The sequence below is a fragment of the Malaciobacter pacificus genome, from assembly GCF_004214795.1.
Classification (GTDB): Bacteria; Campylobacterota; Campylobacteria; order Campylobacterales; family Arcobacteraceae; genus Malaciobacter_A; species Malaciobacter_A pacificus.
This window is the reverse complement of the sequence record NZ_CP035928.1, coordinates 1-24839: the sequence shown is the minus strand read 5'-3', so window position 1 is coordinate 24839 and position 24839 is coordinate 1. Positions and strand designations below refer to the sequence as shown.

Sequence of the window (24839 nt, the reverse complement as noted above, 5' to 3'; positions counted from 1 at the left end):
TCTAACCTAAAAGCAGTTTTATAGACAAAGCAAAACTTACAATTACTATTAAAGGACGAATTAATTTTTGTCCTTTTGAAATTACCAATTTAGCTCCAACAATAGCTCCTAATACTTGACCAAAGCCCATAATTAAACCAGCCCATAATATGACCTCACCAAAAAACAAGAAAAATATCAAGGCAGCAAGATTTGTAATAAAGTTTAAAACCTTTGTTTCAACTGTAGCTCTTGATATGTTGTATCCTAAAAAATAAATGAAACATATAGTAAAAAATGAACCTGTACCTGGTCCTAAAAAGCCATCATAAAAACCTATTGCAAAAACAAAAGTAAAAGCAAATGCCATAGTTGAGATTAGTTTATGCTTTTCAACTTCTCCTGCATTTTTAGTAAATAAAAAATAAAATCCTATAAATATAAGTAAAATAGGAATTATTTTTTCCAATTTTGATGGATCAATTTGTAAAAGAACTACTCCACCTGTAATTGAACCTACAAATGCCATTAAAATCATTAATTTCATTTGAGTTAAATCAATAAGTTTTTTTCTAATAAAATAAATAGTTGCCGTAAAAGTCCCAAAAACTGATTGAAGTTTATTTGTACTTAAAGCTTCAATTGGAGTCATTCCTACAGATAATAAAGCAGGAAGAGTTAGTAAGCCTCCACCACCAGCAATAGTATCTATAAGACCTGCAAAAAAGGCTGCTAAAAAAAGTATTGATACTATTTCAAAAGTTAATTCCATTTGTGCTTCCTATTAATAATGATAGAATAATACAAAAATAAACCAATTTTTATAGTAAAAATATAATTTTTTTTAATTATCGTTATATACTAAGGAATATAATGCTAGAATTTTTACTTAGATTTTTTTTGAAAAGCGTTATATACTTAGATATATAACAAAAGGGAATAAGAGTGGAAATTTCATCAAACCTAACTTTAGAATTATTAAATCAGCCATTTTTACTTGAAAAAAGAATTGAACTTCTTTTTGCAATAGAAAGATGTGGCTCAATAAGTAAAGCAGCCAAAGAGGTTCCTATGAGTTATAAAAAAGCATGGGAAGCTGTAAATGCCATGAATAATTTATCAAGTAAAGCTGTAGTGCAAACGGAAACTGGAGGAAAAGGAGGTGGAGGAACAAGCCTTACACCTTATGGAAAAAATCTTCTAAAAACCTATTTAGTTTTAAAACAAGAACAAAAAAAGTTTCTTGAAAATTTAAAAAATATTACAGATATAGATACTGGAACTTTAAAAACAATAGGGAGATTAGCGATGCAAATTAGTGCAAGAAATCAAATAAGTGGTGTTATTGAAGAAATTAATACAGAAAATGTAAATGCCGAAATTTGTGTAAAACTAAAAAGTGGCTATACATTGGTTTCAAATATAACAAAAGGTGCTGTTAATAACCTAAATTTAAAACAAAATGATGAAGTAACAGCGATATTTAAATCAAATACTGTTTTAGTAAGTACAGATACAAATTTAAATATAAGTGCCAGAAACAAATTTGAGGGTGTTATTGAAGCAATAAATGAGGGTGAAATAAACTCAGAACTTATTATAAATATAGGAAACGAAGATAAAATCGCCTCAATAATTACAACAAATTCAATAAAAACTCTTAACTTAAATATTGGCTCAAAAATTTGTGCAATTATTAAAGCAAGTGATGTGATGATAGGAAAATAAAGGAATAATTATGAAAAAAATTTTAATACTACTTTTAATAACTTGTGTAAGTTTATTTGCACAGAAGATAAATATTGCAGTGGCTGCAAATGTTAGTTATGCAATTGATGATTTGATAAAAGAGTTTAATAAAACAAACCCAAATACAAAAGTTGTAGTAACACTTGGAAGTAGTGGGAAATTAACAGCTCAAATTAAAAATGGTGCTCCTTTTGATGTTTTTATGTCAGCAAATATGAAATATCCAGATGCTTTATATAAAGATAAGATAGCTATGATAAAACCAATAGTTTATGCTCAAGGAAGCTTAGCAATACTTAGTTATAAAAAGAGAGATTTTAATTTAGGTATAAATATAATAACTGATGAGAAAATAAAAAAGATTGCAATAGCAAATCCTAAAACTGCACCCTATGGAAAAGCAACTATTGAGGCTTTAAAGAATGCAAACTTATATGAAAAAGTTAATAATAAGTTTGTTTATGGAGAATCTATATCTCAAACTGTTAGTTATGCCATTACTGCTGCTGATTTAGGTTTTATTGCTAAGTCTTCACTATATAGTCCTAAAATGAAAATGTTTGAAAAGGACATAAACTGGATTGATGTTGATTCAAGATTATATACACCTATTAATCAAGGTATTGTGATACTAAAAAAAGCAGAAAGTAAAAGTGGTGCTAAGGCATTTTATGACTTTATATTAAGTGCTGAAGCAAAAAATATATTTAAAAATTTTGGATATTTAGTAAATGAATAAAATAAAAGCAAAAGTTACAAAAGTCGAAAAAATAGATAGCCTTCATATTGTTAGTTTCGATTTTGATGGTATTTTATTAAAAATGATGAGTTTAGAATTGAGTGAAAAAATTCAAATTGATACTTCTGTAATACTTGCAGTTAAACCAACTCATGTGACTTTTGCAAAAAACTTTCAAGGATATATTAGTATAACTAATCAATTTAGAGCACGAATAAAAAAAATAAACAATGGAAAACTTTTAAGTAGTGCTATCTTTGAAACAAAAAACACTCTAATAGAGAGTGTTTTTACAACAACAAGTTTAAGACAAATGAATTTACAACTACATGATGAATTTACAATTATGATAAAAGCAAGTGATATATCTATAAAGGAAATATGCAATGATTGATACTTTAACAAATATAGATTTTACTCCATTTTATATCTCTTTTAAACTTTCACTTATAACTACTTTGATTTTGTTTGTTATATCACTACCGCTATCATGGTATTTATCACAAACAAAATCAAAGTATAAGCCATTTATTGAAGCTATTACAGCATTACCTCTTGTATTGCCTCCCTCTGTTTTAGGGTTTTATATTTTGTGGGCATTATCTTATAATTCTCCAATTGGTGGCTTTTTTGAAGAGACTTTTGGAGTAAGTTTAGTGTTTAATTTCACTGGACTTGTAATAGCTAGTTGTTTTTATAGTTTACCTTTTATGGTTCAGCCACTACAAAGTGGCTTTGAAAGTTTAGATAAAAATATGCTTGAAGCTAGTTATATTGCAGGAAAAGGAAAAATTCAAACTATATTTAAAATAGCCCTCCCAAATATCAAACCAGCCCTTTTAACAGCCCTTATAGTAACTTTTGCCCATACAGTAGGAGAGTTTGGAGTAGTTTTAATGGTAGGAGGAAGTATTCCAGGAGAGACAAAAGTAGCATCTGTTGCCATATATGAATTTGTAGAAATTATGGATTATTCAACTGCTCACATCTATAGTATTATTATGATAATTATTAGCTTTTTAGTGCTACTTAGTGTGTATATTTTTAATCAAAAAAACAATAAGAAATTTGGAATATAAAGGAACAAAAATGAAAAAAGAAAATTTACTTATAGTAATCACTACAGATAATATTGATTCAATATTAAAATTCCCTATGCTTTATGGAGGAGTATCGATTCCAAGAGGATATTGGAAAAGAGTTCATATGATTTTTTGGGGCCCATCTATTAAACTTGTAAAAGAGAATGATTTATTAAGAGAAAAAATAAAAGAGTTACAAAATGACGGTGTTGAATTTAGTTCTTGTATTGTTTGTGCTGAAGATTATGATGCAGTAGAATCACTAGAAAGTATAAATATACCTTGTGTTCACACAGGAGAATTACTAAATGAAGCCTTACAAAATGACGATATTTGGTCTACACTAACAGTATAAATTATGATAGAAATTGATATAAAAAAAGAGCTTCATGGCTCTGTGGGAAATATGATACTTGATATAAATCTTCAAATACAAAATGGAGATTTTGTGGCTCTTAGTGGGCTTAGTGGTAGTGGTAAAACTACACTTCTTAGAGTTTTAGCAGGACTTGAAGAGGCTAGAGGAACTATAAAAATAGATGATGAAATATGGCTTGATGATAAATATAATCTTCCAGTTCAAAAAAGAAAAATAGGTTTTGTATTTCAAGATTATGCACTATTTCAAAATATGACAGTAATTGAAAATCTGCTTTATGTATCAAAAGATAAAAAACTAGCTAATCAATTACTAGAAATCACAGAACTTAGTGAACTAAAAAACAGACTTCCAAACACTCTTAGTGGTGGGCAAAAACAAAGAGTTAGTTTATGTCGAGCTATGATGAATAAACCAAAATTGTTACTTATGGATGAGCCACTTTCTGCTCTTGACCCAAATATGAGAACAAAACTGCAAAATGAAATCTTACAACTACACAAAGAGTTTAATACAACCACAATAATGGTAAGTCATGACCCAAGTGAAATATATAGACTTAGTAAAAGAGTTATAGTTTTAAAAAATGGAAAAATTTGTGATGATGGAAATCCTAGAAAAGTACTACTGAAAACAGATGGTAGTGCGAAATTCTCTTTTGAAGGAGAACTTTTAGAAATCATAAAAGTAGATGTAATTTCAATAGCTATTGTTTCTATTGGTCAACAAATTGTTGAAATAGTAATAAGTCATGAAGAAGCAAGTAATTTAACAATTGGACAAAAAGTTACAGTAAGTACAAAGGCTTTTGCTCCATTAATAAATTAAAATATTAATCTTCTAACCATGAACTTAAAGGTCTAGGTTTACCTAAATAATAACCTTGACCATAAGTTATTCCAAGCTTTGTAAGTTCTTCTACATCTTCTTTTGTTTCAACATATTCAGCTACTGTTTCTTGATTTTTTAAACTAGCAATTTCTTGAATATATTTTATTACTGCTTTATCTGTTGGGTCAACATGCATATCTTTTACAAAACTACCATCAATCTTCACTACATCAAATGGCATATTTTTTAGATACTCAAAAGAAGCCATACCTGTACCAAAATCATCTAAAGCTAAACCAATATTTTTACTTTTTAACCAAGAAATAAACTCATTTGCAACATTGAAACTTCCTATAGCTGAACTTTCTGTAATTTCTAACTCCAATTTTTCCCAAGGAAAATCAAAGTGTTCAATTGCTTCTTTTACTTTTCTTTGAAAATCAATATTATTTAAACTTGAACCCGCTAAATTTATATGGGCACTATGAAGCTTATTTATATGATCTTTATCTTTTGTTACAGTTTCTAAATATGTCCAAAGAACATAAGTATCAATATCTGCCATAAGTTGATATCTCTCAGCTGCTGGTAAAAAATCTGCTGGCGAAATGAAGTTATTATTTTTATCCCACATTCTAATTAAAATTTCATATCCTATTTTGTCACTTTTTTCTTGTAAAGGAACAATATCTTGTGCAAATAATTCAAATCTTGAAGGTCCATCATTTAGAGCCTCTTTAATATATTTTGCAGTATCAAGTTCAATAGAAAATCTTTTTATATTTTCATCACTTGCATCATAGATATGAGATTTATTTCTACCTTTTTGTTTAGCTGTATATAAAGCACTTGAACTAGCCTTTAATAGCTCTTTTAAAGTATATTGATAAGCTTTAAAATGAACTAAAGAAATAGAAGCGGATACACTAAATGTCTCTGTTTGGTTTGAAAATCTAAAGTCACTAAGTTTTTCTAAACTCAAATCTAATAATTTTTTACTCTCATCAATAGTTTCATTATCAAGTAAGACCATGAAACTATCTCCATCAACCCTTGCAAATATTGAATTCTTTGGTAAAATAGTATTAAAGTAAACAACTAACATTTTTAATAACTCATCACCAACTTGGTTACCAGCAGAATCATTAATAAGCTTAAATTGGTCTAAATCAATATTAAATAAACTATAACCATTTTTATTTTCGCTTTTTAAAGCCTCTTGTAGTTTTTCTTCTAAATAATATCTATTAAAGATATTTGTCAGTTGATCATGACTTGCTTGAAATCTTAACTGTTTTGAGGATTGAGATATTTGTTTCATCAAATTATTAAAACCTTCAAATAACTCTTTGATTTCATTATTTGCATTAGTTTTAACTTTTACAATTTTATCTTTTGTTGGGTCACTTTTTCTCATTGAATTTATCAAATTCAAAAATGGCTGAGTATAACTTTTACTAAGAAACAAACTTAAAAAAATTCCAAATATCAAAGCAAAAGGAAAAATCATAATAATAGTATTTGTAATTTGCTCTTGCTTGATTTTAAATGAAGTCAAATCAATATCTAAAAGAGTGTAACCAAAGTTATAACCTTGAGCTGTTAGTCTATTTTTTATAAATAAATCATCATCAGTAAAAACTATATCTTTTTTTGAAATTTTTGATTCATTAAGTGATATGTTACTTATATCTCCATACTTATAAATAGGATTATTATTTTCATCAAAAAGAATCATTGTATTTATTTTTTTAAATGCTGATAATCTAAAATTTATATCAGATAACATATCTGCACTAGGATTTAAAAGATATTTCAATAAATCATTATTTAAAGATTGAGTAATAGCTTTAGCTTCAACAATTGCATTTTTATTATTTTCTTCTTTTTGAATTCTTAATACTAAAAAAAGTGTAGCAGTCTCAACAACTACAATAATTAATGTCATAAAAAAAATTAGTTGTACTTTTATACTAAATTTATTCCACATAAATTAATCTTTTTTAGATAAATTTACAACTGGTAAATTAAAATCATTTCCCCATTCTTTCCACGAAGCATCATAATTAGCAACATTAAAACCTAATTCTCTTAATGCAAAATAATTAGTGGATGCAATTTTACCAACTGAGCAATAAATTACTATTTTTTTATCTCTTTTTAGATTTTTATATATTTGTGTTAATTCGTCAAAACTTTTTAATTTTGAAATATTGTCAACTCTTTTTAAATTTTCATAAGCAGAGATATTTATGGCATTTGGTATGTGTCCAAATCTTCTGGCTGCTGATTCTTGACCAATATATGATTTATAATCCCTTGCATCAATTATAATTTGTGAATTATTTCTTGTTGCAATTTGAGTAGTAAATTTTGTAGCAAGTTTTTGATTATCTATTGTTGCAATATAATTACTCTTATTTATTTTTGGTTGTTCATGTGAAGTTTCATAATTTAATTGTTTCCAAGAATCAAAACCACCGTTTAATAACTTTACATTTTTAAATCCATAAACTTCTAAAGCCCAAAATACCCTTGAAGCATCAAAAAATGTTCCATCATCATAAATAACTATATTATCATTAATATCAATACCTAAAGACTGAATAATTGATTGCATTTTATTTGGTTCAGTTATTTTACCGTTTATTGACAAATTATGATAAGTTAAACTAGCTGGGAAATTTATAGAACCTTTAATATGACTAGTAGAATAATTTTGATTATTTCTAACATCAATGATTTTATACTTTTGAGTTGTTTTAACTAATTCATTTATCTCAATTCTTAGATTACTTGCTATTAAACTAGAACTCAGAAAAACTAAAAATAGTAAAAATCCTATAAACTTCTTCATAATTATCTCCAAAAATAAAATATTACTATAATAACATAAGTTAGTTATTATATAAAACTAATAAAGCTAAAAATAGATATCTAGAAAATTTAGCAAGAACAACTAATAGAATAAATTTTCTAATATCATATTTTAAAACACCTGCTATAAAAGTAATAGGATCTCCAATAATTGGTAACCATGATAAAAGTAAAGTGTATGCTCCATATTTATCAAAAAACTTTTTAGAGACTTTTATATATTTCTCTTTTATATATTTTTTTCTAACTAAATATTCTTCTCCTTTTAAACCCAAAAAATAGTTTACTAAAGAGCCTAAGCTATTTCCTAATGTTGATACAAATAAAAGTAAGTATAGATTATAACCTTGTTTAATATCAAAAATTAATAAGGCTTCGCTTCCTAAGGGAAAAAGTGTTGCAGATACAAAAGCAGTGAAAAAAAGTAATAAATATACCATTTGATATATTATTACTTTTTTCCTTTAAATATTGATTTTATTTACCTATAAACTCTTTTAAGTTTACATCTTCAACAATAGCTTTAGCTAAACTATCAGTAGCTAATGCAGCATCATTTATTTGCTCTATTCCGCTTAATTGCTCTTTACTTGACATTTGAATATCTTCAATAATATTTGTAGTTTGGAAAATACTATCATTTAGTTTTTTATAACCATCAATCATAGTGTTAGAAATATTTTTACCTTCATTTGCTTTGATAGTAGCATTTTCAACTAAATCTTTTATCTCTTTAGCAGCTTCTGCACTTCTTGCTGCTAAGTTTCTCACCTCTTGTGCAACTACTGCAAATCCTTTTCCAGCTTCACCAGCAGTTGCCGCTTCAACAGCTGCATTTAATGAAAGAATATTTGTTTGGAATGCAATTTGGTCAATTAATGCAATTGATTCATTAATTAAATTTACTTGTGAATTAATTTCATCCATAGCTTTTGTTGTTTCATTAGCAAGTTTTTGTCCCTCGCTTGATGAATTATTTACTTCATTTGATAAATCTGCCATTTTTGAAATATTTTGAGTATTATTTCTAAGGTTTGAAGTAATCTCTTCCAATGCCGCTGCTATTTCCTCTAAAGAAGCTGCTGCTTCATTAGAACTATTATTTAATTTATCAACATCTCTTAAAAGATTATTAGAGTTTTCACTAAGAATTAATCCCATTAACTAAAGGTTCAAATACACCACCATGTTCATCATTTTCTTTAAACTCTTCTAGTGCAACATTATCAGTTAATTTAGTAATTGTATTTTTTGTTTTTTCAATATTTTCATTTACAAAATCTGACATTAAACCAAATTCATCTTTTGAATCAATATCTATATTACTTACTGTTTTTGTCTCTTGATTTAAATAAAGGAAGAAAGATTGTAAACCATCTTTAAATTGATTTAATTTTTTTAATATATCATTAATAATTAAGTATGCTAAAAATGATAAAATTAACACAATAACAATTATTGAAGAGATAACTAATACCTTGCTATTTTCGTATATATTATGTGCTTTATCTCTCTCTTGTTTTGCCACATTTAATTGTAATGAAATTAAAGAAGAGATTTTTTCACCAATTGGATCAATATTAGAATATAATTCATCAACTGAAATCTTAGATAAAAGCTCTAAATCTTGATTTTTACATGCATCAATTATTTTTCTTGCAATATTATCTCCATTTGCCATTAAAACTTTTGTTTCTTCAACTAATTTCTTCTCTTTTTCTGTTAAAAAAGTAGAACTATATGCTTCCCATTGCTTATGAATTTTATCTTCTGCAACAGTTATGTTACTAATACAAGTTTCAAAATTAAAATTCCCATTTCTTGTTTGATGAGTAGTATCCACAATATTTATTGCATATTCATCTGCAATTATTTTTAATTGTTCTAAAGGAATAACTCTATCTTGATAAACAGTTTCTAAACCTTTATTTACCTCACTTAATTTTGTCAAACCTATTATACCTACAATTATTAAGGCTATTATACTAACAAAAACCAAAACCAAAAGTTTTAGTTTTGTAGATAAGTTTTTAACCATTATTTCTTCATTAAAATATTATTTTTAAAATCATAAAATAATATTGGTAACAAAATAGAATCTTTTTATTTTTTAATAGAAACTTAAAGTAATTTTATGTAAAATTTCAAACTTAAAAGAAGAACACTGAGAATATTTAGGTATTTTCAATGCTCTTCTTTAGCCCCTTTCAAGCATTACTTGAGACAACGCCCCAGGATGGGAACATAGCAAGGCACCTCTTTTAGTGTTGTGATTGGGTACCTGGAGAAGAGTGCTATTAGCACTCTAATCAAATAGAACAAAGCCCATAAAATCAATCAATTTAAACTTTTTTTATGATACAATAATCTATATTAATCTAAGTTAGAGTAACAAAATCTATGTATAAATGTTACCTTATGTGTTACCCCTTATATTAAGTAACACTATCGAGTAACATTCAAAGTAACACTAACTTATCTAAAGGCTATATTATGGGTAAGCTTACAGATACAAAAATTAAGAGTTTAAAACCAAAAGAAAAAGACTATGCTTTATCAGATGGTGGTGGATTACAAATATTAGTAAAACCTGATAAAAAGAAAAAATGGGAATTTATTTTTTCAAGTCCTACACAATACACACCACAAGGTAAAAAAAGAAGAAGAAAGACTACATTTGGATATTATCCTAATACTTCATTATCAACTGCAAGAGATAGAACAAATGAATGTTTAGACCTCATCAGTAAAGGAATAGACCCTATTGATTATAAAAAAGAGAAAAAACAAGAAGATTTAAAGAAACAAAACAACAATTTTAAAAACATAGCTGAACAATGGTTAGAATTTGAAGAACAAAGAATGACTCCAAGAGCATTTAAAAGAAAAAAAGCCATAGTTACTAATGATGCTTATCCTTACTTACAAACTAAATCTATTGATGATATAAAACATCAAGATATTATCAAAGTTATAAAAGAAAGACTAAATAAAAAAATACACTCTGCTAAAGATAATGATAATCCACCTGATGGAATTGAAACAGCAACAAAACTATATAACCATCTTAACACTATATTCAAATATGCAATTACTTTAGGATATGCAGAAAAAAATCCATTTGATAATATATTAAAAGACCTCATCATACCAAAAGCAAATGTAACTCACTATGCAAAAATTACGGAAATAGATGAATTAAAAGAGTTAGTAAATAGTATATACAATTACAATGGTCATTATAGTACTATTAATTCATTAAAGTTAGGTATCCATTTACCTTTAAGAGCATCTAATCTGACTAACTTAAAATGGGAATATATAGACTTTGATAAAAGAAGTTTAACTATTCCAAGAAATCTTATGAAAGTAAAAAATAAAAACCTACCTGATTTTAAAGTTCCACTATCTGATGAGGTAATAAATATATTAAAAAATCAATATGAATTTACATCACATCAAGAGTATGTTTTCTTATCTGTAAACAATAAAGTAATAAATAGTAATACTCCAAATGAAGCACTTAAAAGAATGGGTTACAAGAATAAACAAACATTACATGGCTTTAGAGGTATATATAGAAGTTTAATAGATACACATCAAGTGGAGCATAATATAAGTTATGATGTTAAAAAACGATTTTTAGACCATCACGATAGTAATAAAGTAGAGTTAGCTTATAACCATAGAGCTGAATTCTTTGAACAATTGAAACCATTGGTTGAATGGTGGAGTAATTATCTAAATTCTTTAAAGGTTAATTAAAATGAATAATTTACCACATATAAATGAATATGAAGAACTAAAAGAAATTAAGAATTCTGAACTTACTAATAGAATAGCTTATGAATGTGCAATAAGAAATGAAAAAGTAATTGAATTAAGAAATGATATTAAAAAACTAATTGGACAAGTAAGAGAAAAATTAATAATAGCAATAGCTACACAACCTAAAAAATTTGATGATGCTAAACTGCTTAAGACTAATCTATCATTTAATAATGAGGTATTTAATATATATAATAAAGGTTATTTCCTACCATCCTTTAAAAAATTTATTGAAGAACAAGAAGAAACTAAATTAATAAAAGAAATAAATATAACTTTATTAAAAGAATACTGGATACGAGAATATTATGAAGAAGATATAATTGAGTATATTTTTTCAGATAACGAATTTGTATACCATGTTAGTGAAACTTATAATATTTTAACTTCTAATTTTACAATAGGAAAAAAAAGAACATATATTACAAGATTTCATCAAGAATTAGGAATAATTGGTAATGAAGATGTACTATTCCCCTTACCTGAAAATATCGAAGATTATAATAAGCCATTTAATGAAAATATAAATTATGATATTTATTCTATATCGAAATCAGAAAAACAAATAAATTTAGATAAATTAAACTTACTTGTATCTACAAAAAGACTTATTATTCCCAAAGAATTAAATCCATGTGTAAATGTAATTATTAACCCTTATCATATTAAAGATACAGAAGAACATTTTGAAATGATTTTAAAAACTATTAAAGAAAATGAATCAATTGTTAGGATTTCAAAAGAAATTGATTTTTTTGAAAAATTTTCAAAAATACATGACAAATATGATGATTGCTTAACAAAAAAGGCTAAGAAACAAATTACTAAAGAAGTAATAGCTGATGCATTCTTTGTATATGACTTTTACGAATTATTAAAAAAAAGAATTAATAAGGAAAATGAGAAAATAAAACAAGAAAATAAAAAGATTAAACAAGAAAATAAAAATGATATAAAAATAAAAGAGTTAAGGGAGGAAATTAACCAACTAAATAAACAGCCAAAAGATTTATACACTAAAAATCATATAAAAATACTTGAAAAACAAATATTAGAAGAAGAAATACCAATAAAACTATTAAAGAAATTACACATAAAAAAAGTATCAGAAGACTATATTTTTGAAAAAGAAGAATTTTTGAAATATTCAAAACATAAAATATCTTCAAGTACAGCCTATGACTATTATTATGCAATAAAAACACCTATAGAACAACTAAAGTATAAAGAACTTCTTACAGGTTTAAAACTCTAATTTTATAGTGTACTAATTTTTTTACTATTTTTCTTAGTACATCTATTTTTAACCTCTTGTTATAGTTTCATATGAATTAAGATGAACCACAAGAATACGTCTTAGAGTTTAGAAAAAATATAAAGCTAATATTCTTAATCACTATATTATATAAAACAATTGCAATTGTAAATTATTAAAAAAGGACTAATATGTCAAAAAATGAATTTACAGAACTTAAAAATAAAAAGTATTACAGAGCAAAAGAAGTTGCAGAATATTTAGGTATTTGCAAATCTAATGTCTGGAGACTTTCAAAGTTACAAAAAATAACTCCTATTAAAATTTCACAAAGAGTTACTGTCTTTTCAATAGATGAAATAAACAAAGTTTTTAACCTTAATGATGAGGTGGCAAAATGAAAAGTTTAATCAAAAAAATTGCAAAAGACTATAATGTAAATCATAAAGCATTGAAATACTACATAAAAGATTATGGTTTCAAACCAAAACAAATTTCAAGACTTGAAATCTTAGAAATTTTGTATGAGAATTGTACAGAACTATTTTATACAAGAATGGATAGTGAGTCAAATATAGTTGAATTTTTACATAGCAATATTATGAATTCTTTAATATCAGAAATGAATATATTAAGAGAGGTAAATAATGGATAATTATCTAAAAAAACAATTATACCACTGGGTATTTCATAAAATAAAATCTAATCCAAAAAAATTTGGTGGTGATTTTAGTAATCCATTAATTATGATGGAGTATTTAAAAGAATTTTATTATTCATATCGTATTTATGAATTAGAACCTGAATTGATGAGTGTTATAACTACTATTTCAAGAATAAAAAATAAAATTCTTAAAAAATATCCTCAATTAGATTTTAGAGTTAAATACAAGAAAAAAAAGAAGTTAAATACACCGTATAGGTAAGTACAAGGTAATCTAATTTTTAGACGACCTTGAAAACAAATAAACTAAACTTAGCCCCTTTATAGTGGTATTTGGCGATATTCTATAAACTGGGTTTAGTTTAGTTTTTCATAATAGGTCTTAAAATACTATGAACATTTTATCTAATTTAGAAATTGAAATCAATGAATTTAATTCAGAGAATAATATAACTTTTTCAATAGATACTATAAGAACTAAATTTAGTAAAGAATATAAACTAAAACATTTAAAAAAATTAGGTAATTGGCATAAATTAAAGAAAAACTCTTATATTATACAAAAATTAAAAAGAAGATATGTAAATGATGAGGTTACAAGTGTATATCAATTTGAAAACTATAATATCTATTTTTACAACTCAAATGAAGATAGACCAAGATATAAAAAAGCTACTATGGTAATTTTTGGAATTAAGCAATATCATAAAGAAGCTCCTCCTCATAGTTTAATAGATAAAATAATAGCAATCCTAAAAAATATTACTAATATTGACATTTGTATTGACATTGATAGAAAACCAAATATAGAAAGTATTAGTTGTTATTATAATGTAAATCAGTTTATTAAAAATGGAATGTTTTATAGAACATACTACATAAATGAAACATATAATGATATGATTGAGAGAATTACAATCTATGACAAGGCATATAAAAATAAATTAGATTTTCCATTATGGAGGATTGAAGCTAAAGTAAATATTCCTAATGCAAAAGTATTGGCTTTACCCTTACATGAATTTAAAGATTTTATAAATCTATTGTGATAAAAAGGTACTCTGAAACATTTTTAGAGTTATAAAGGGGTCATCAGCACCCTATAAACTCAATGTGGGTTAAGTTTTTATGTCGGTTTCCATTTCCGCTTAAATTCAATAAAAATTTAGAACAATCCCTTAAAATAGACTATATTAGGTTAATTATATGGAAATGAGTGGAAATTAGAAAGAAACTAAAAATGATATTTAATATGTAGCACCTTTTTGGATAGTGCTACATCTTGTTTTATATTTTAAAAGGAGACCATTAAATATTCCGTGTCAACATAATTCTGATAGGATAAAATCCTATCACACCCAAACTTAAATTTTAAGTTCACTATCCAATCTACCCTCGAAAAATATAGCTAATTGTGAGAGGGTTAGATTCCAATTCCACATAGGCATATTCCATTTTTTAGTAGCATTTTTTATACCCATATATAACAATTTTAGTAAGCTATTTTCATTAGGAAAAGCTCCTTTTGTTTTAGTAAGTTTTCTAAACTGACGATGTACAGATTCAATGATATTTGTGGTATATATCACTTTTCTTATCTCTGGTGGATATTTAAAATACACCGATAGGTTTTCCCATTTATTTTGCCAAGATTGAAGTACGATAGGATATTTATTACCCCATTTTTCATCAAGCAATATTAGTGCATCTTCTGCAGCTTCTTTGGATACTGCTTGATATACAGGCTTTAAATCAGCCATAAACTCTTTATGGTTTTTAGAAGCTACATATCGTATTGAATTTCTAATCTGATGAATAATACATAGTTGTACCTCAGTTTTTGGAAATATGGTTTTTATAGCTTCAGGAAAGCCTTTTAATCCATCAACAGATGCAATAAGTATATCTTGGATACCTCTATTGTTTAAATCAGTAAGAACTGAAAGCCAGAAGTTTGCTCCTTCTGATTCTGATAGATATAGTCCAAGTATATCTTTTTTACCATCCATACCGACACCTAAAATAGTATAAACAGCTTTAGATACATATTTACCACCATCTTTAACTTTATAATGTATAGCATCAAGCCATACAAAGGGATATATAGTATCAAGTGGACGAGACTGCCACTCTTTTACCTTTGTAATTATTTTATCTGTAATTGTACTTATTGTTGCAGTTGAAATAGATACTTGATATATCTCTTCAATATGAGAGGCTATATCTGTATAACTCATCCCTAAGCCATACATTGAGAGTATTTTATCTTCTATTTCATTGGAGATTGTAGTTTGATGTTTCTTTACAAGTTGTGGTTCAAATGTGCCATTTCTATCTCTTGGTGTTTCAAGTTCAAATGATCCATCAGATAAACCCTTGATAGTTTTTTTATTTACACCGTTCTTTCGGTTCTTTGTACCATTTAAAACATCATTAGCAATATGCGATTCTACTTCTGCTTCAAGTGCAGCTTCTGTAAGTTGTTTAATAAGTGGAGCTAAAAGTCCATCTTTACCTGTAAGATTTTTTCCACTTTTAAATTGTTCTAAAACTTCATTGAAGTCAAACTCTATTTTCTGTTCCATTGTTAATCCTTGATATTATTTTATCAGATTGACACGGAATTTCTAACACTCCCTTTAAAAGGATTACCAATTATCATTCAATGTTTTTTTACTTAATGAGCTTTTAAAACTAGTAAGTAACTTATCTGCTTCTATACTGAAATAGTTAAATTGCTTTTGATTCCACATATCATATTTTAAAGTCCCATTTATATTATCGTATGTCTCAATTTTGATATTATCTAAAGTAATTTTTGTCCTATTATTTTTATTTTGTATAGTTATAGTAAATTTTGTATCACCATAGATAGTTAACCCGTAATAAACTTTTGGAATAATTCCTTTTCCAATAATTGTAAAATTATCTTTATTTTCATATTCAATTACTGATTTAGAATCAACGAAAGCATTAGCTAACCACATTTTAGAAAATTCAAAAGCTTCATTTGAATTTTTATTATGCTGAATTATTTTACTGTAAACTAATTGATTTTTAGGAACTGTAGGTTGCCCACACCCTATAAAAACAAATAATGGAACAACCCCTATAATCATTATTTTTAATAAAAATTTCATTTTAATCCTTAATAATTATTTACTATTGATAACTGTGTATAAGTTATTCCACTAATTATATAATTACTAGTTGTAGCAATTTTACCTAAACCCTTAGAGTAATAATCATATGTGTACGTTCCATCATTCATATCAACTTGAATTTTAATTACATCATTAAAAATGTATCCACTAATAGGAATAAATGTATCTAAATATTCTGTAAACTTATAATCAGTAACTAAATTATCACCAACAGAAATATATCTGTTTAAATAACCACTTCCCCCTAACTCCGTTACATAAATAGAATTTGATAAAGCCTCATAAGTTGTTGTATAGTCTTCATTTACAATTGCTTTTGTTGAAGATAAAATAGTTTCTGTACTACTACCAAGATTTAAGCTCGTTGAATAGATATTATTTGAACTATCTAAAATATATGAATCCCAGTTCTTTGTTACTGTATTACTACTAACTAAATATTCATAGAAATCATAGCTTTGACTATTTGAAGATGTTGAAGAACTTCCACCTCCTCCACCACAACCTGTAAACATGAATATACTTATAAAAAGTAATCCTAGTATAAAAATTTTATTTTTCATATTTTTCCCTTATTTTTAATTTTAAAAAATAGTAACATAAGAATGTCTCAGAAATGACTCATTTCTTATTTTTTAATAATAAAATTATAAATTTGTAACCTATTGGTTATAACATAAAAACAATTTTATCAATAATATTCATAATAAATATCTTAACCTATAGGTTACAAATGAAATATTATGCAGATATAAATGATGATGAAATTGAAAAAGTTTATAAGAGAATAGTTACTAATATAAAAAGAATAAGATTATCAAAAAATATAACTCAAGAAACTATTGCTTTAGCTATGGGATTTACAACTGCTACATTTTATACTAATGCTGAAAGTTTGAAAAGAGGAAAACATTTTAATCTAGAACACTTAATTAAAATTGCTCATTACTTGAATGTAGATATAAAAGACTTATTTAGTAATAATGAAAGTGAGATTTAGTTTTAATTAATTTATAAAGAATATATATACTATTAAATCTAATTTTTTGTTACTCTAAGTGTTACTCTTTATTTTTAATCTTTCTTTAAACTCCTATTTTATAGGCTTTATAAACCAATTATAGGCATCTGGAGAAAGTGCTATTAGCACTTTTTTCAAGACTTATTTAATCAAATCTTCAAAATCAGCATTTAAAATCAACAGTTTTTTTTCACTTTTATTATATATAAATCTATAATCATTATTTCGTATAGCTCTAAATATAATATATTTTATCTCTTGGTCACTTTTTTGATGACTTTTCATAAAAGCAAAAAACTCTTTAACTGTAATAAAAGTTCTCTTTTCTTCGTTTGTATTTTTTGTTTGAGATTGTTGATTAATAGGTTGTTGTATTTGAGGTTTATTATAAATAGAACGCATTTCATTGAAGGCACTTTGTAAAAGTTTAATTTCTGAATTAAATACTTCTATAATTCTTTTTTGATTTTTTTCTAATCTATTTATTTCTGAAATGTATTGTTTTTTCATCCATTTCATAGATTTTTTAAGTAATACAATTTGCTCATTTTTAACTTCAATAATAGAATTAAATTCGTTTGTTGATGATTTTTGTTCAAAAATATTTTCTTTTCTATTAATTTGATTTATATCAGTATTATTTGTGTTTACTTGATTAGAATCATCTATATAAACATAAGTTTTACCTGATTGTTTTATAGATTTTAATTGATTTTTTTTAATTCTATAATGTACACCTTGTAAAGACAAGCCAAGTATTTCTGCAGCTTGAGAAGTAGTAACTAATCTTTCCAAGGTGTTATTCCTTACATTTTAGAACTGTCTATTTCAATCACAGTATGTACATTTCCTCTTGGTTTAAAATCTCCAATTACTTTCATCCATTTTGGTTGTAATTTATTATATAAAGTATCAAAAATTTCATTTATAGAGTTTTCATGAGAAACATGCCTAAACATAAAAGAATTAATATAAATTTTTAAAGCTTTTAACTCAATAACTAATTTATCTGGTGTATACTCTAAATAAATCGTAGCAAAATCTGGATAACCACTTCTAGGACATTTAGCCATAAATTCTGGTAATTCAATTTTTATTACATAGTTTTTTTCATGATTATTAGGCCAAAAATTTTCTTCACTATTTATATCGAAGTCTAAAATTTCTTGTTCACCATATTTAATTTCCATATCTTTAATAACCTTTTATATCTTTAGTTTTAGGCAATTTTATCTAAAAAAAACTTACAAATGTTACTTATTGTATATATATAAATATTTAAGTATAATAATATCTCGAAAAACTAAACAAACTAAAAATTTAAACTATAAGAGGAACTTATGATAAGTAAAACATATGATATTGTAATTATAGGTGGTGGACCTGGTGGTATAGGCTCTGCTATTGAAGCATCTGCACATAATATAGGTGAAATATTATTAATAGAAAAAACAGATAATCACTCAAATACTATTAGAAAATTTTATAAAGACAGTAAAAGAGTAGATAAAGATTACAAAGGTCAAGTTACAACTTTGCAAGGTAATGTAGAGTTTTTTGATGGTACAAAAGAGACTACTCTTGATTACTTCAATGACTTATTAGATAATGAAAAAATTGATGCAATGTTCAACACAGAAGTTGAAAAGATTGAAAAAAATAATGACTTGTTAGAAATTCATACATCAAAAGGTATTGTTAAAACACATAATGCAGTTGTAGCTATTGGAAAAATGGGTAAACCAAATAAACCTTCATATAAGATTCCTCCATCAATTAGACCCCAAGTTAATTTTAATCTTGATAAATGTGGAACAAATGAAAAAATTCTAGTTGTAGGTGGTGGAAATAGTGCAGCTGAATATGCCTATGAATTAGCAGACCAAGGAAACACTGTAACTTTAGTTTATAGAAAACCAGAATTTTCTAGATTAAATGAAACAAATGAGTCAATTTTAAAAAAATGTCATGGTGAAGAAAAGCTAAGACTTAGAATGAATACAGATATTTTATCACTAGAAAATGAAGAGGGTAAAGTAAAAGTTAGTTTTGATGATGGATTTGATGTACTATATGACAGAATAATTTATGCAATTGGTGGTACAACTCCAGTTGACTTCTTAAAAGCATGTGGTATTGAAGTTGATGAAAATAGTAAACCTATATTTGATGAGCATCAAGAAACAACTACACCAAATATTTATGTAGCAGGAGATATTGCTTTTGCAAGTGGAGGAAGTATCGCTATTGCTTTAAATCATGGATATCATATTGTAAATAATATTCAAAGAAAAAGAGGGAAAATTTTCGCTCATACAGAAAAATTTGATAATAACTAATTTTAGAGACTAAAAAGTCTCTAAAAAGTTTTACACGTCTAAATGTTCAACGTCTTTTGCATGCTCTTCAATATAATTTCTTCTAGGCTCTACTTCATCACCCATGAATAATGTAAATGTATCAGAAGCAATTTCTGCATCTTCAATTTTTACTCTTAAAAGTCTTCTATCCTCAGGAATCATAGTTGTTTCCCATAATTGTTCAGGGTTCATTTCCCCTAAACCTTTATATCTTTGGATATATGCACCTTTTTTAGCTAATCCCTCTATATCTTCTAAAATTTCAATTAAATCTTTATCAAACATAGAGATATCTCTTTCTACTAATTTTGAGAAAATATATGTAGCTTCACTAAAATATGGAGATGCAAATAACTCATCATCGATGATTAATTCTTCTAAACCTTCATTTGTTTGCACAAATAATTGAATCATATCATCAGTAATTGTTTTAGATAAAATATTGTAACCTTTTTCTTCTAAGAATGATTTAACTTCTTCGTAAAGTTTTGAGAACTCTAAATTTACTAAGTCTGAATTCTCAATTAGGTGTTTTAAAACCTCTAAAAGAGAATATCTCTTTTCAAGCTGTCCTAGCATTCCTCTATATCTAGAAACCATTTTAAACAGGTCTAAAAGATCATTATAACCCATTCCTTCAAAGCTAAATGATTCTAAACCGTTTTCAATTAAGAAGTTAGATAATGCTGTGTCATCTTTTAAGTAAGTCTCATTTTTACCTTTTTTATATCTATATAAAGGCGGTTGAGCGATATATAAATATCCTTTTTCAACTACAGGTCTTAAGAATCTAAAGAAGAAAGTTAATAACAGTGTTTGAATATGAGAACCATCAACATCGGCATCTGTCATGATTATGATTTTGTGATATCTAATTTTTTCTTCATCAAAATCTTCACCAATACCACAACCAAGAGCTGTAATCATATTTCTAATCTCATCAGATTTTAAAATTTTATCAAGTCTAGATTTTTCAACATTTAAAATCTTACCTTTAAGTGGTAAAATTGCTTGGAATACTCTATCTCTACCTTGTTTAGCTGAACCACCTGCAGAATCCCCTTCCACTAGGTATAATTCTCTAATAGCTGGGTCTTTAGATTGACATTCAGCTAATTTTCCTGGAAGAGTTCCAACTGTCATAGCATCTTTTTTTCTAGTTAAATCTCTAGCTTTTTTAGCAGCTTCTCTACCACGTGCAGCCATTAAAGCCTTTTCCATAATAGCTTTTGCTTGAGTAGGATTTTCTTCAAAATATTTATCTAAAGCTTCACCAGTTAATTTTTGAGTAATTGGTTTTACATATGAAGATCCTAATTTACCTTTAGTTTGACCCTCAAATTGTGGTTCAGGAACTTTTACTGAAACAATTGCAATTAAACCTTCTCTTACATCATCACCAGTAATTTTTACATCTTTTTCTCTTGCATTTGCATTTGCACTTAAATATTTTGTAATACTTCTAGTAAGTCCAGCTTTAAATCCTGCTTCATGAGTACCACCATCAATTGTTCTAATATTATTTACAAATGAGATTGTTTTTTCTGTGTAAGTTGAGTTATACATTAAAGCAATATCAACTTCAACATCTTCAACTCTATCATTAAATGCAACTGCATCTGAAACAGCTGTATCTTTATTTAAATCTTCGACGAATTGCTTAATTCCACCTTCAAAATGGTAAACTTCTTTTTTCTTAGTTTTTTCATCTTCAAGTGTAATTGAAATAAAGTTGTTTAAGTATGCAACTTCTCTAAATCTTTTTGCTAAAGTTTCAAAAATATATTCTGTAACTTCAAAAATAGAATCATCTGCTAAAAATTCAATAGTAGTACCTGTTTTTCTTGGGGCATCTCCAATTACTTCTAATGGAGCTTTTGGAATACCACATGAAAATTCTTGATAATGAATTTTACCTTCTCTATGAATTGTCATTTTAAGATCTTTTGAAAGTGCATTTACAACAGATACACCAACCCCATGAAGTCCACCAGAAACTTTATAAGTATCTTTATCAAATTTACCACCAGCATGAAGTACAGTTAATACAACAGTTGCAGCAGAGATTTTTTCAGTTGGATGAAGAGAAACTGGAATACCTCTACCATCATCTTCAACTCTTACATAACCATCTTTAGTCATAGTAATTTTAATATTTTTACAATATCCAGCCATTGCTTCATCAATAGAGTTATCAACTACTTCATAAACCATGTGGTGAAGACCATTTGTATTTGTATCACCAATATACATACCTGGTCTTTTTCTTACTGCTTCTAAACCTTTTAAAACTTTAATATTACTAGCGCCGTACTCTTGTTGACTCATTTAGTTTCCTTGTATTATTTATCTTTCTTATTTTTCTAAAACAATAGGCATTACAATTGTTCTAAATTTTTCATCTTGTAAGTAGAATGGTAAGTTAGATTCATTAAATCCAACTGCAATTTTATCGTTATCAGTCATACTTAAAAAGTCTAATATATATTTAGCGTTTACAGCTAGATAAAATTCTTCTTCTATATTTAAATTAATATCAACTTGTGTTTTAGATTCTGTATCTTCATCAAGTGATTCAAATATTATATTATTAGGAGTAAAAGTGATTTTAATATTTGAAAATAGTGAAGTAACAAGTTTTATAGATTCTATTAAAATATTTTTTGGTAATTCAAAATTGTGTTTTAAAGTATTTGGAATAATTCTTTCATAATCTGGGAATTTACCATTAATTAGTTTTGTAAAGAAAATTGTATTTTCATTAGAAATTACTAAATTTGTATCATCATAAGAAATTTTTGCATCATCTAAAAATAGTTTTTGAATTTCAATAATAGCTTTTTTAGGGATAATAAATTGGCTTTCTTCATTAGAAATATTTTGTAATTGAGATATAGCTAATCTTCTAGTATCTGTTGCAACAAAATTTATTTTAGAACTTTTTATATCAAGTAATGCTCCATTTAATTCAAATTTAGGATTATTATTATCAATAGCAGGTGTTATTCTTCTAATAGAAGTAATAAAATTTAATGTAGATATTGATAAATCTTTTAGATTTGTAGTTTTACTAACATTTGGATATTCATTAGCATCATACATTGGTAATTTGAATGTTGATTTTTTTTGTTTAATTATTAAATTGTTAGAAGATGTTTCTATTGATATTTCTTCATTTTTTAATCTTTTAATAATACCAAGTAAATTAGAACCATTAACAGTTGCTTTTCCATCTGTACAATCAGTAATGCTATCAATTTTTGATTCTAAACCAATTTCATAATCTGTTGCTTTTAAAGTTAGTACATCATTTGATGTTTCTAAATAAATATGTGATGTAATTGAACTAGCATCTTTTTTTTCTAAAAAAGGTTGCATATGAGCTACTACATTTTCAAAAACATTTTTTGTAATTACGAACCTCATTTTATCTCCTAATATATTTTATTAATCTAGTAGAAATAGTAGACAATGTGAAAAGATGAAAATACTTCTTTAGCTGCCAAATAATGGAACTTTGAGATAGTGAACAAAATTTGCATTATATTCACACCTTTTCACATTTGCTTGAAAAACTTTTTTAAAAGTTTAGGTCTACCACTCCTTATTTATGATTTTATTTTTTAAATTTTCGATGATTAATTTAAAGTTTTCATCTTTCTCAATTAGCTCATTTGCTTTTTTAATATTATGCGAAATTGAACTATGATCTTTCATACCTAAGAACTTTGCAATATCAGGCATTGAGTTGTGTGTTAACTCTCTTGCTAAGTATATACATACTCTTCTAGCATTTGCTACAGTTGCAGTTCTTTTTTTAGATTTAATATCACTTGGTTTAATATTTAATTCATTTGCAACGATATTAATTACATCTGGTAATTTGATGTTTTCTTTGTTTTCTTTTATTTGCTCTTTTAATAAACCTTGAACCATTTCAATAGTAATTTCTTGGTTTAAAAGTGATGCACTTGCATTAATTCTAATTAAAACACCCTCAATTTCTCTAATAGAGCTATCTAGGTTTGTTGCGATAAAGTTAATAATCTCTCTTGTTAAATCAATTCCATTTAATTCAGATTTTTTTTCAATAATTGCAATTTTAGTCTCAAGTCCTGGTATTTGGATATCTGCTGTTAATCCCCATTCAAATCTTGATTTTAACCTATCAACAAGTCCTGCTATTTGAGAAGGGAGTCTATCACTTGTCATCACAATTTGTTTTTTTGCATTATGCAATTCATTAAATGTGTGAAAAAACTCCTCTTGAGTTTGCTCTTTTCCTGATAAAAATTGAATATCATCGATTAGTAAAACATCACATTTTCTGTATTTACTTCTAAAGTGTTCCATATTTTTATTTTTAATTGAAAATGTAAAGTCATTCATGAACTGCTCAATTGTTACATAAATTACAGTTTTACCTTGTTCAATTGCTTGATTACCAACTGCTTGAAGTAAGTGTGTTTTACCAAGACCTGTTCCACCGTAGATAAATAGGGGATTGTATTGAATTCCTGGTTTATTTGATACTGCAAGTGAAGCATTATATGCCATTTGGTTTGAAGGTCCTACTACAAAAGAATCAAATGTATATGAAGGATTTAAAATAGTACTTTCAGCTGTTTCATTTTGAAGTTGCTCTTTTTTAATCTCTTTTTTCGATTTTTTTTCACCAGCAACTTTAATTTCAATTTTTGGCTTAGACCCATCATATATTTCAAAACAGTTTTGGATTAAATTTGAAAATTTACTTTTTATCCACGAAGCAATATATTTATTTCCAACTTCAAATACAGCTAATTCATCGTCAGATGAAATTTTTTTGTATGTTAGCTGTTTTAAATATCTATCATAATCAGTTTTTGTTGCTTCTTTTTGAATAATTGTCAAAAAATCTTTACTTGTCAT

27 protein-coding genes and 1 pseudogene are annotated in these 24839 nt (G+C 26.3%); 14 read left to right on the top strand and 14 right to left on the bottom strand.

The window, feature by feature from the left end:
* Position 1: 1 nt before the first annotated feature.
* Positions 2-751, bottom strand: coding sequence for a TSUP family transporter (locus APAC_RS00135; protein ID WP_130232174.1), 750 nt, complete (start codon positions 749-751; stop codon positions 2-4).
* Between the two features lie 173 nt (positions 752-924).
* On the opposite strand from APAC_RS00135, the gene APAC_RS00130 reads away from it, so the two are divergent.
* The 6 genes from APAC_RS00130 to APAC_RS00105 are packed head-to-tail and all read left to right on the top strand — an operon-like array spanning position 925 to position 4756.
* Positions 925-1707, top strand: coding sequence for a TOBE domain-containing protein (locus tag APAC_RS00130; protein WP_130232173.1), 783 nt, complete (start codon positions 925-927; stop codon positions 1705-1707).
* 10 nt (positions 1708-1717) lie between these two features.
* Positions 1718-2467: a molybdate ABC transporter substrate-binding protein gene (gene modA / locus APAC_RS00125; protein WP_130232172.1), complete on the top strand. Its 750-nt coding sequence runs from the start codon at positions 1718-1720 to the stop codon at positions 2465-2467.
* On the top strand, positions 2460-2861 hold the full coding sequence (locus APAC_RS00120) for a transporter (RefSeq protein ID WP_130232171.1): 402 nt from the start codon (positions 2460-2462) through the stop codon (positions 2859-2861). The genes modA and APAC_RS00120 overlap by 8 nt, the downstream gene beginning before the upstream one ends.
* On the top strand, positions 2854-3546 hold the full coding sequence (gene modB, locus APAC_RS00115) for a molybdate ABC transporter permease subunit (protein ID WP_130232170.1): 693 nt from the start codon (positions 2854-2856) through the stop codon (positions 3544-3546). The genes APAC_RS00120 and modB overlap by 8 nt, the downstream gene beginning before the upstream one ends.
* A gap of 10 nt (positions 3547-3556) precedes the next feature.
* On the top strand, positions 3557-3904 hold the full coding sequence (locus APAC_RS00110; RefSeq protein ID WP_130232169.1) for a DsrE family protein: 348 nt from the start codon (positions 3557-3559) through the stop codon (positions 3902-3904).
* A 3-nt stretch (positions 3905-3907) separates the two neighbouring features.
* Positions 3908-4756: an ABC transporter ATP-binding protein gene (locus tag APAC_RS00105; protein ID WP_130232168.1), complete on the top strand. Its 849-nt coding sequence runs from the start codon at positions 3908-3910 to the stop codon at positions 4754-4756.
* A gap of 4 nt (positions 4757-4760) precedes the next feature.
* Here the strand turns inward: APAC_RS00105 and APAC_RS00100 are convergent, their stop codons facing one another.
* The 5 genes and pseudogenes from APAC_RS00100 to APAC_RS13480 form a co-directional block, all read right to left on the bottom strand.
* Positions 4761-6707 carry an EAL domain-containing protein gene (locus APAC_RS00100; protein ID WP_196781792.1) on the bottom strand — a complete coding sequence of 649 codons (1947 nt, stop codon included), beginning with the start codon at positions 6705-6707 and terminating at the stop codon, positions 4761-4763.
* 45 nt (positions 6708-6752) lie between these two features.
* Positions 6753-7616, bottom strand: coding sequence for a sulfurtransferase (locus tag APAC_RS00095; protein ID WP_130232166.1), 864 nt, complete (start codon positions 7614-7616; stop codon positions 6753-6755).
* A 40-nt stretch (positions 7617-7656) separates the two neighbouring features.
* Complete coding sequence (locus APAC_RS00090; RefSeq protein WP_130232165.1) at positions 7657-8076, bottom strand: YqaA family protein; 420 nt, start codon at positions 8074-8076, stop codon at positions 7657-7659.
* 37 nt (positions 8077-8113) lie between these two features.
* A pseudogene (locus APAC_RS13485) lies at positions 8114-8773 on the bottom strand (methyl-accepting chemotaxis protein); the annotation flags it as partial.
* Positions 8774-8780: 7 nt separating this feature from the next.
* Complete coding sequence (locus APAC_RS13480; protein ID WP_308738355.1) at positions 8781-9674, bottom strand: MCP four helix bundle domain-containing protein; 894 nt, start codon at positions 9672-9674, stop codon at positions 8781-8783.
* 455 nt (positions 9675-10129) lie between these two features.
* Between APAC_RS13480 and APAC_RS00080 the strand changes: the two genes are divergently transcribed.
* The 6 genes from APAC_RS00080 to APAC_RS00055 all read left to right on the top strand — a co-directional run bounded on the left by APAC_RS00080 (position 10130) and on the right by APAC_RS00055 (position 14432).
* Positions 10130-11401 (top strand): tyrosine-type recombinase/integrase, encoded by a 1272-nt coding sequence (locus tag APAC_RS00080; RefSeq protein WP_130232164.1) that lies wholly within the window; start codon positions 10130-10132, stop codon positions 11399-11401.
* Position 11402: 1 nt separating this feature from the next.
* Complete coding sequence (locus tag APAC_RS00075; RefSeq protein ID WP_130232163.1) at positions 11403-12719, top strand: hypothetical protein; 1317 nt, start codon at positions 11403-11405, stop codon at positions 12717-12719.
* Between the two features lie 191 nt (positions 12720-12910).
* Entirely contained in the window at positions 12911-13120 is a 210-nt protein-coding gene (locus APAC_RS00070) for a helix-turn-helix transcriptional regulator (protein WP_130232162.1), read from the top strand.
* Positions 13117-13374 (top strand): hypothetical protein, encoded by a 258-nt coding sequence (locus tag APAC_RS00065; RefSeq protein ID WP_130232161.1) that lies wholly within the window; start codon positions 13117-13119, stop codon positions 13372-13374. Before APAC_RS00070 ends, APAC_RS00065 begins: the two co-directional genes overlap by 4 nt.
* Complete coding sequence (locus tag APAC_RS00060; RefSeq protein ID WP_130232160.1) at positions 13367-13645, top strand: hypothetical protein; 279 nt, start codon at positions 13367-13369, stop codon at positions 13643-13645. Before APAC_RS00065 ends, APAC_RS00060 begins: the two co-directional genes overlap by 8 nt.
* Before the next feature lie 130 nt (positions 13646-13775).
* Positions 13776-14432 carry a hypothetical protein gene (locus tag APAC_RS00055; RefSeq protein ID WP_130232159.1) on the top strand — a complete coding sequence of 219 codons (657 nt, stop codon included), beginning with the start codon at positions 13776-13778 and terminating at the stop codon, positions 14430-14432.
* Between the two features lie 315 nt (positions 14433-14747).
* On the opposite strand, the gene APAC_RS00050 is transcribed toward APAC_RS00055, so the two are convergent.
* From APAC_RS00050 to APAC_RS00040, 3 genes are all read right to left on the bottom strand, one after another.
* Positions 14748-15968 carry an IS256 family transposase gene (locus APAC_RS00050; protein ID WP_130232158.1) on the bottom strand — a complete coding sequence of 407 codons (1221 nt, stop codon included), beginning with the start codon at positions 15966-15968 and terminating at the stop codon, positions 14748-14750.
* Between the two features lie 63 nt (positions 15969-16031).
* The gene (locus APAC_RS00045; protein ID WP_130232157.1) at positions 16032-16523 is read right to left on the bottom strand and encodes a DUF4468 domain-containing protein; all 492 of its coding nucleotides are present in this window, start codon (positions 16521-16523) and stop codon (positions 16032-16034) included.
* An 8-nt stretch (positions 16524-16531) separates the two neighbouring features.
* Positions 16532-17110, bottom strand: coding sequence for a hypothetical protein (locus APAC_RS00040; RefSeq protein WP_130232156.1), 579 nt, complete (start codon positions 17108-17110; stop codon positions 16532-16534).
* A gap of 170 nt (positions 17111-17280) precedes the next feature.
* Here APAC_RS00040 and APAC_RS00035 point away from each other — a divergent pair, with 170 nt between their 5' ends.
* Positions 17281-17547: a helix-turn-helix domain-containing protein gene (locus tag APAC_RS00035; RefSeq protein ID WP_130232155.1), complete on the top strand. Its 267-nt coding sequence runs from the start codon at positions 17281-17283 to the stop codon at positions 17545-17547.
* A gap of 162 nt (positions 17548-17709) precedes the next feature.
* Here APAC_RS00035 and APAC_RS00030 read toward each other — a convergent pair whose 3' ends face one another.
* Positions 17710-18363 (bottom strand): MerR family transcriptional regulator, encoded by a 654-nt coding sequence (locus APAC_RS00030; protein WP_130232154.1) that lies wholly within the window; start codon positions 18361-18363, stop codon positions 17710-17712.
* 11 nt (positions 18364-18374) lie between these two features.
* Positions 18375-18752 carry a preQ(1) synthase gene (gene queF, locus APAC_RS00025; RefSeq protein WP_196781800.1) on the bottom strand — a complete coding sequence of 126 codons (378 nt, stop codon included), beginning with the start codon at positions 18750-18752 and terminating at the stop codon, positions 18375-18377.
* Between the two features lie 156 nt (positions 18753-18908).
* Between queF and APAC_RS00020 the strand changes: the two genes are divergently transcribed.
* Positions 18909-19907, top strand: a complete 999-nt coding sequence (locus APAC_RS00020) for an NAD(P)-binding domain-containing protein (protein WP_130232152.1) — start codon at positions 18909-18911, stop codon at positions 19905-19907.
* Between the two features lie 30 nt (positions 19908-19937).
* On the opposite strand, the gene gyrB is transcribed toward APAC_RS00020, so the two are convergent.
* From gyrB to dnaA, 3 genes are all read right to left on the bottom strand, one after another.
* Positions 19938-22256 carry a DNA topoisomerase (ATP-hydrolyzing) subunit B gene (gene gyrB, locus APAC_RS00015; RefSeq protein WP_130232151.1) on the bottom strand — a complete coding sequence of 773 codons (2319 nt, stop codon included), beginning with the start codon at positions 22254-22256 and terminating at the stop codon, positions 19938-19940.
* A gap of 27 nt (positions 22257-22283) precedes the next feature.
* The gene (dnaN, locus tag APAC_RS00010; RefSeq protein ID WP_130232150.1) at positions 22284-23354 is read right to left on the bottom strand and encodes a DNA polymerase III subunit beta; all 1071 of its coding nucleotides are present in this window, start codon (positions 23352-23354) and stop codon (positions 22284-22286) included.
* Between the two features lie 168 nt (positions 23355-23522).
* Positions 23523-24839: a chromosomal replication initiator protein DnaA gene (gene dnaA, locus APAC_RS00005; RefSeq protein WP_130232149.1), complete on the bottom strand. Its 1317-nt coding sequence runs from the start codon at positions 24837-24839 to the stop codon at positions 23523-23525.

Excerpts from the sequence above, each read along its gene's own strand:
- APAC_RS00135 (WP_130232174.1), bottom strand. The coding sequence starts at position 751 with ATGGAATTAACTTTTGAAATAGTATCAATACTTTTTTTAGCAGCCTTT.
- modA (WP_130232172.1), top strand. The coding sequence starts at position 1,718 with ATGAAAAAAATTTTAATACTACTTTTAATAACTTGTGTAAGTTTATTT.
- APAC_RS00120 (WP_130232171.1), top strand. The coding sequence starts at position 2,460 with ATGAATAAAATAAAAGCAAAAGTTACAAAAGTCGAAAAAATAGATAGC.
- modB (WP_130232170.1), top strand. The coding sequence starts at position 2,854 with ATGATTGATACTTTAACAAATATAGATTTTACTCCATTTTATATCTCT.
- APAC_RS00110 (WP_130232169.1), top strand. The coding sequence starts at position 3,557 with ATGAAAAAAGAAAATTTACTTATAGTAATCACTACAGATAATATTGAT.
- APAC_RS00105 (WP_130232168.1), top strand. The coding sequence starts at position 3,908 with ATGATAGAAATTGATATAAAAAAAGAGCTTCATGGCTCTGTGGGAAAT.
- APAC_RS00100 (WP_196781792.1), bottom strand. The coding sequence starts at position 6,707 with ATGACATTAATTATTGTAGTTGTTGAGACTGCTACACTTTTTTTAGTA.
- APAC_RS00095 (WP_130232166.1), bottom strand. The coding sequence starts at position 7,616 with ATGAAGAAGTTTATAGGATTTTTACTATTTTTAGTTTTTCTGAGTTCT.
- APAC_RS00090 (WP_130232165.1), bottom strand. The coding sequence starts at position 8,076 with ATGGTATATTTATTACTTTTTTTCACTGCTTTTGTATCTGCAACACTT.
- APAC_RS13480 (WP_308738355.1), bottom strand. The coding sequence starts at position 9,674 with ATGGTTAAAAACTTATCTACAAAACTAAAACTTTTGGTTTTGGTTTTT.
- APAC_RS00080 (WP_130232164.1), top strand. The coding sequence starts at position 10,130 with ATGGGTAAGCTTACAGATACAAAAATTAAGAGTTTAAAACCAAAAGAA.
- APAC_RS00075 (WP_130232163.1), top strand. The coding sequence starts at position 11,403 with ATGAATAATTTACCACATATAAATGAATATGAAGAACTAAAAGAAATT.
- APAC_RS00070 (WP_130232162.1), top strand. The coding sequence starts at position 12,911 with ATGTCAAAAAATGAATTTACAGAACTTAAAAATAAAAAGTATTACAGA.
- APAC_RS00065 (WP_130232161.1), top strand. The coding sequence starts at position 13,117 with ATGAAAAGTTTAATCAAAAAAATTGCAAAAGACTATAATGTAAATCAT.
- APAC_RS00060 (WP_130232160.1), top strand. The coding sequence starts at position 13,367 with ATGGATAATTATCTAAAAAAACAATTATACCACTGGGTATTTCATAAA.
- APAC_RS00055 (WP_130232159.1), top strand. The coding sequence starts at position 13,776 with ATGAACATTTTATCTAATTTAGAAATTGAAATCAATGAATTTAATTCA.
- APAC_RS00050 (WP_130232158.1), bottom strand. The coding sequence starts at position 15,968 with ATGGAACAGAAAATAGAGTTTGACTTCAATGAAGTTTTAGAACAATTT.
- APAC_RS00045 (WP_130232157.1), bottom strand. The coding sequence starts at position 16,523 with ATGAAATTTTTATTAAAAATAATGATTATAGGGGTTGTTCCATTATTT.
- APAC_RS00040 (WP_130232156.1), bottom strand. The coding sequence starts at position 17,110 with ATGAAAAATAAAATTTTTATACTAGGATTACTTTTTATAAGTATATTC.
- APAC_RS00035 (WP_130232155.1), top strand. The coding sequence starts at position 17,281 with ATGAAATATTATGCAGATATAAATGATGATGAAATTGAAAAAGTTTAT.
- APAC_RS00020 (WP_130232152.1), top strand. The coding sequence starts at position 18,909 with ATGATAAGTAAAACATATGATATTGTAATTATAGGTGGTGGACCTGGT.
- gyrB (WP_130232151.1), bottom strand. The coding sequence starts at position 22,256 with ATGAGTCAACAAGAGTACGGCGCTAGTAATATTAAAGTTTTAAAAGGT.
- dnaN (WP_130232150.1), bottom strand. The coding sequence starts at position 23,354 with ATGAGGTTCGTAATTACAAAAAATGTTTTTGAAAATGTAGTAGCTCAT.
- dnaA (WP_130232149.1), bottom strand. The coding sequence starts at position 24,839 with ATGACAAGTAAAGATTTTTTGACAATTATTCAAAAAGAAGCAACAAAA.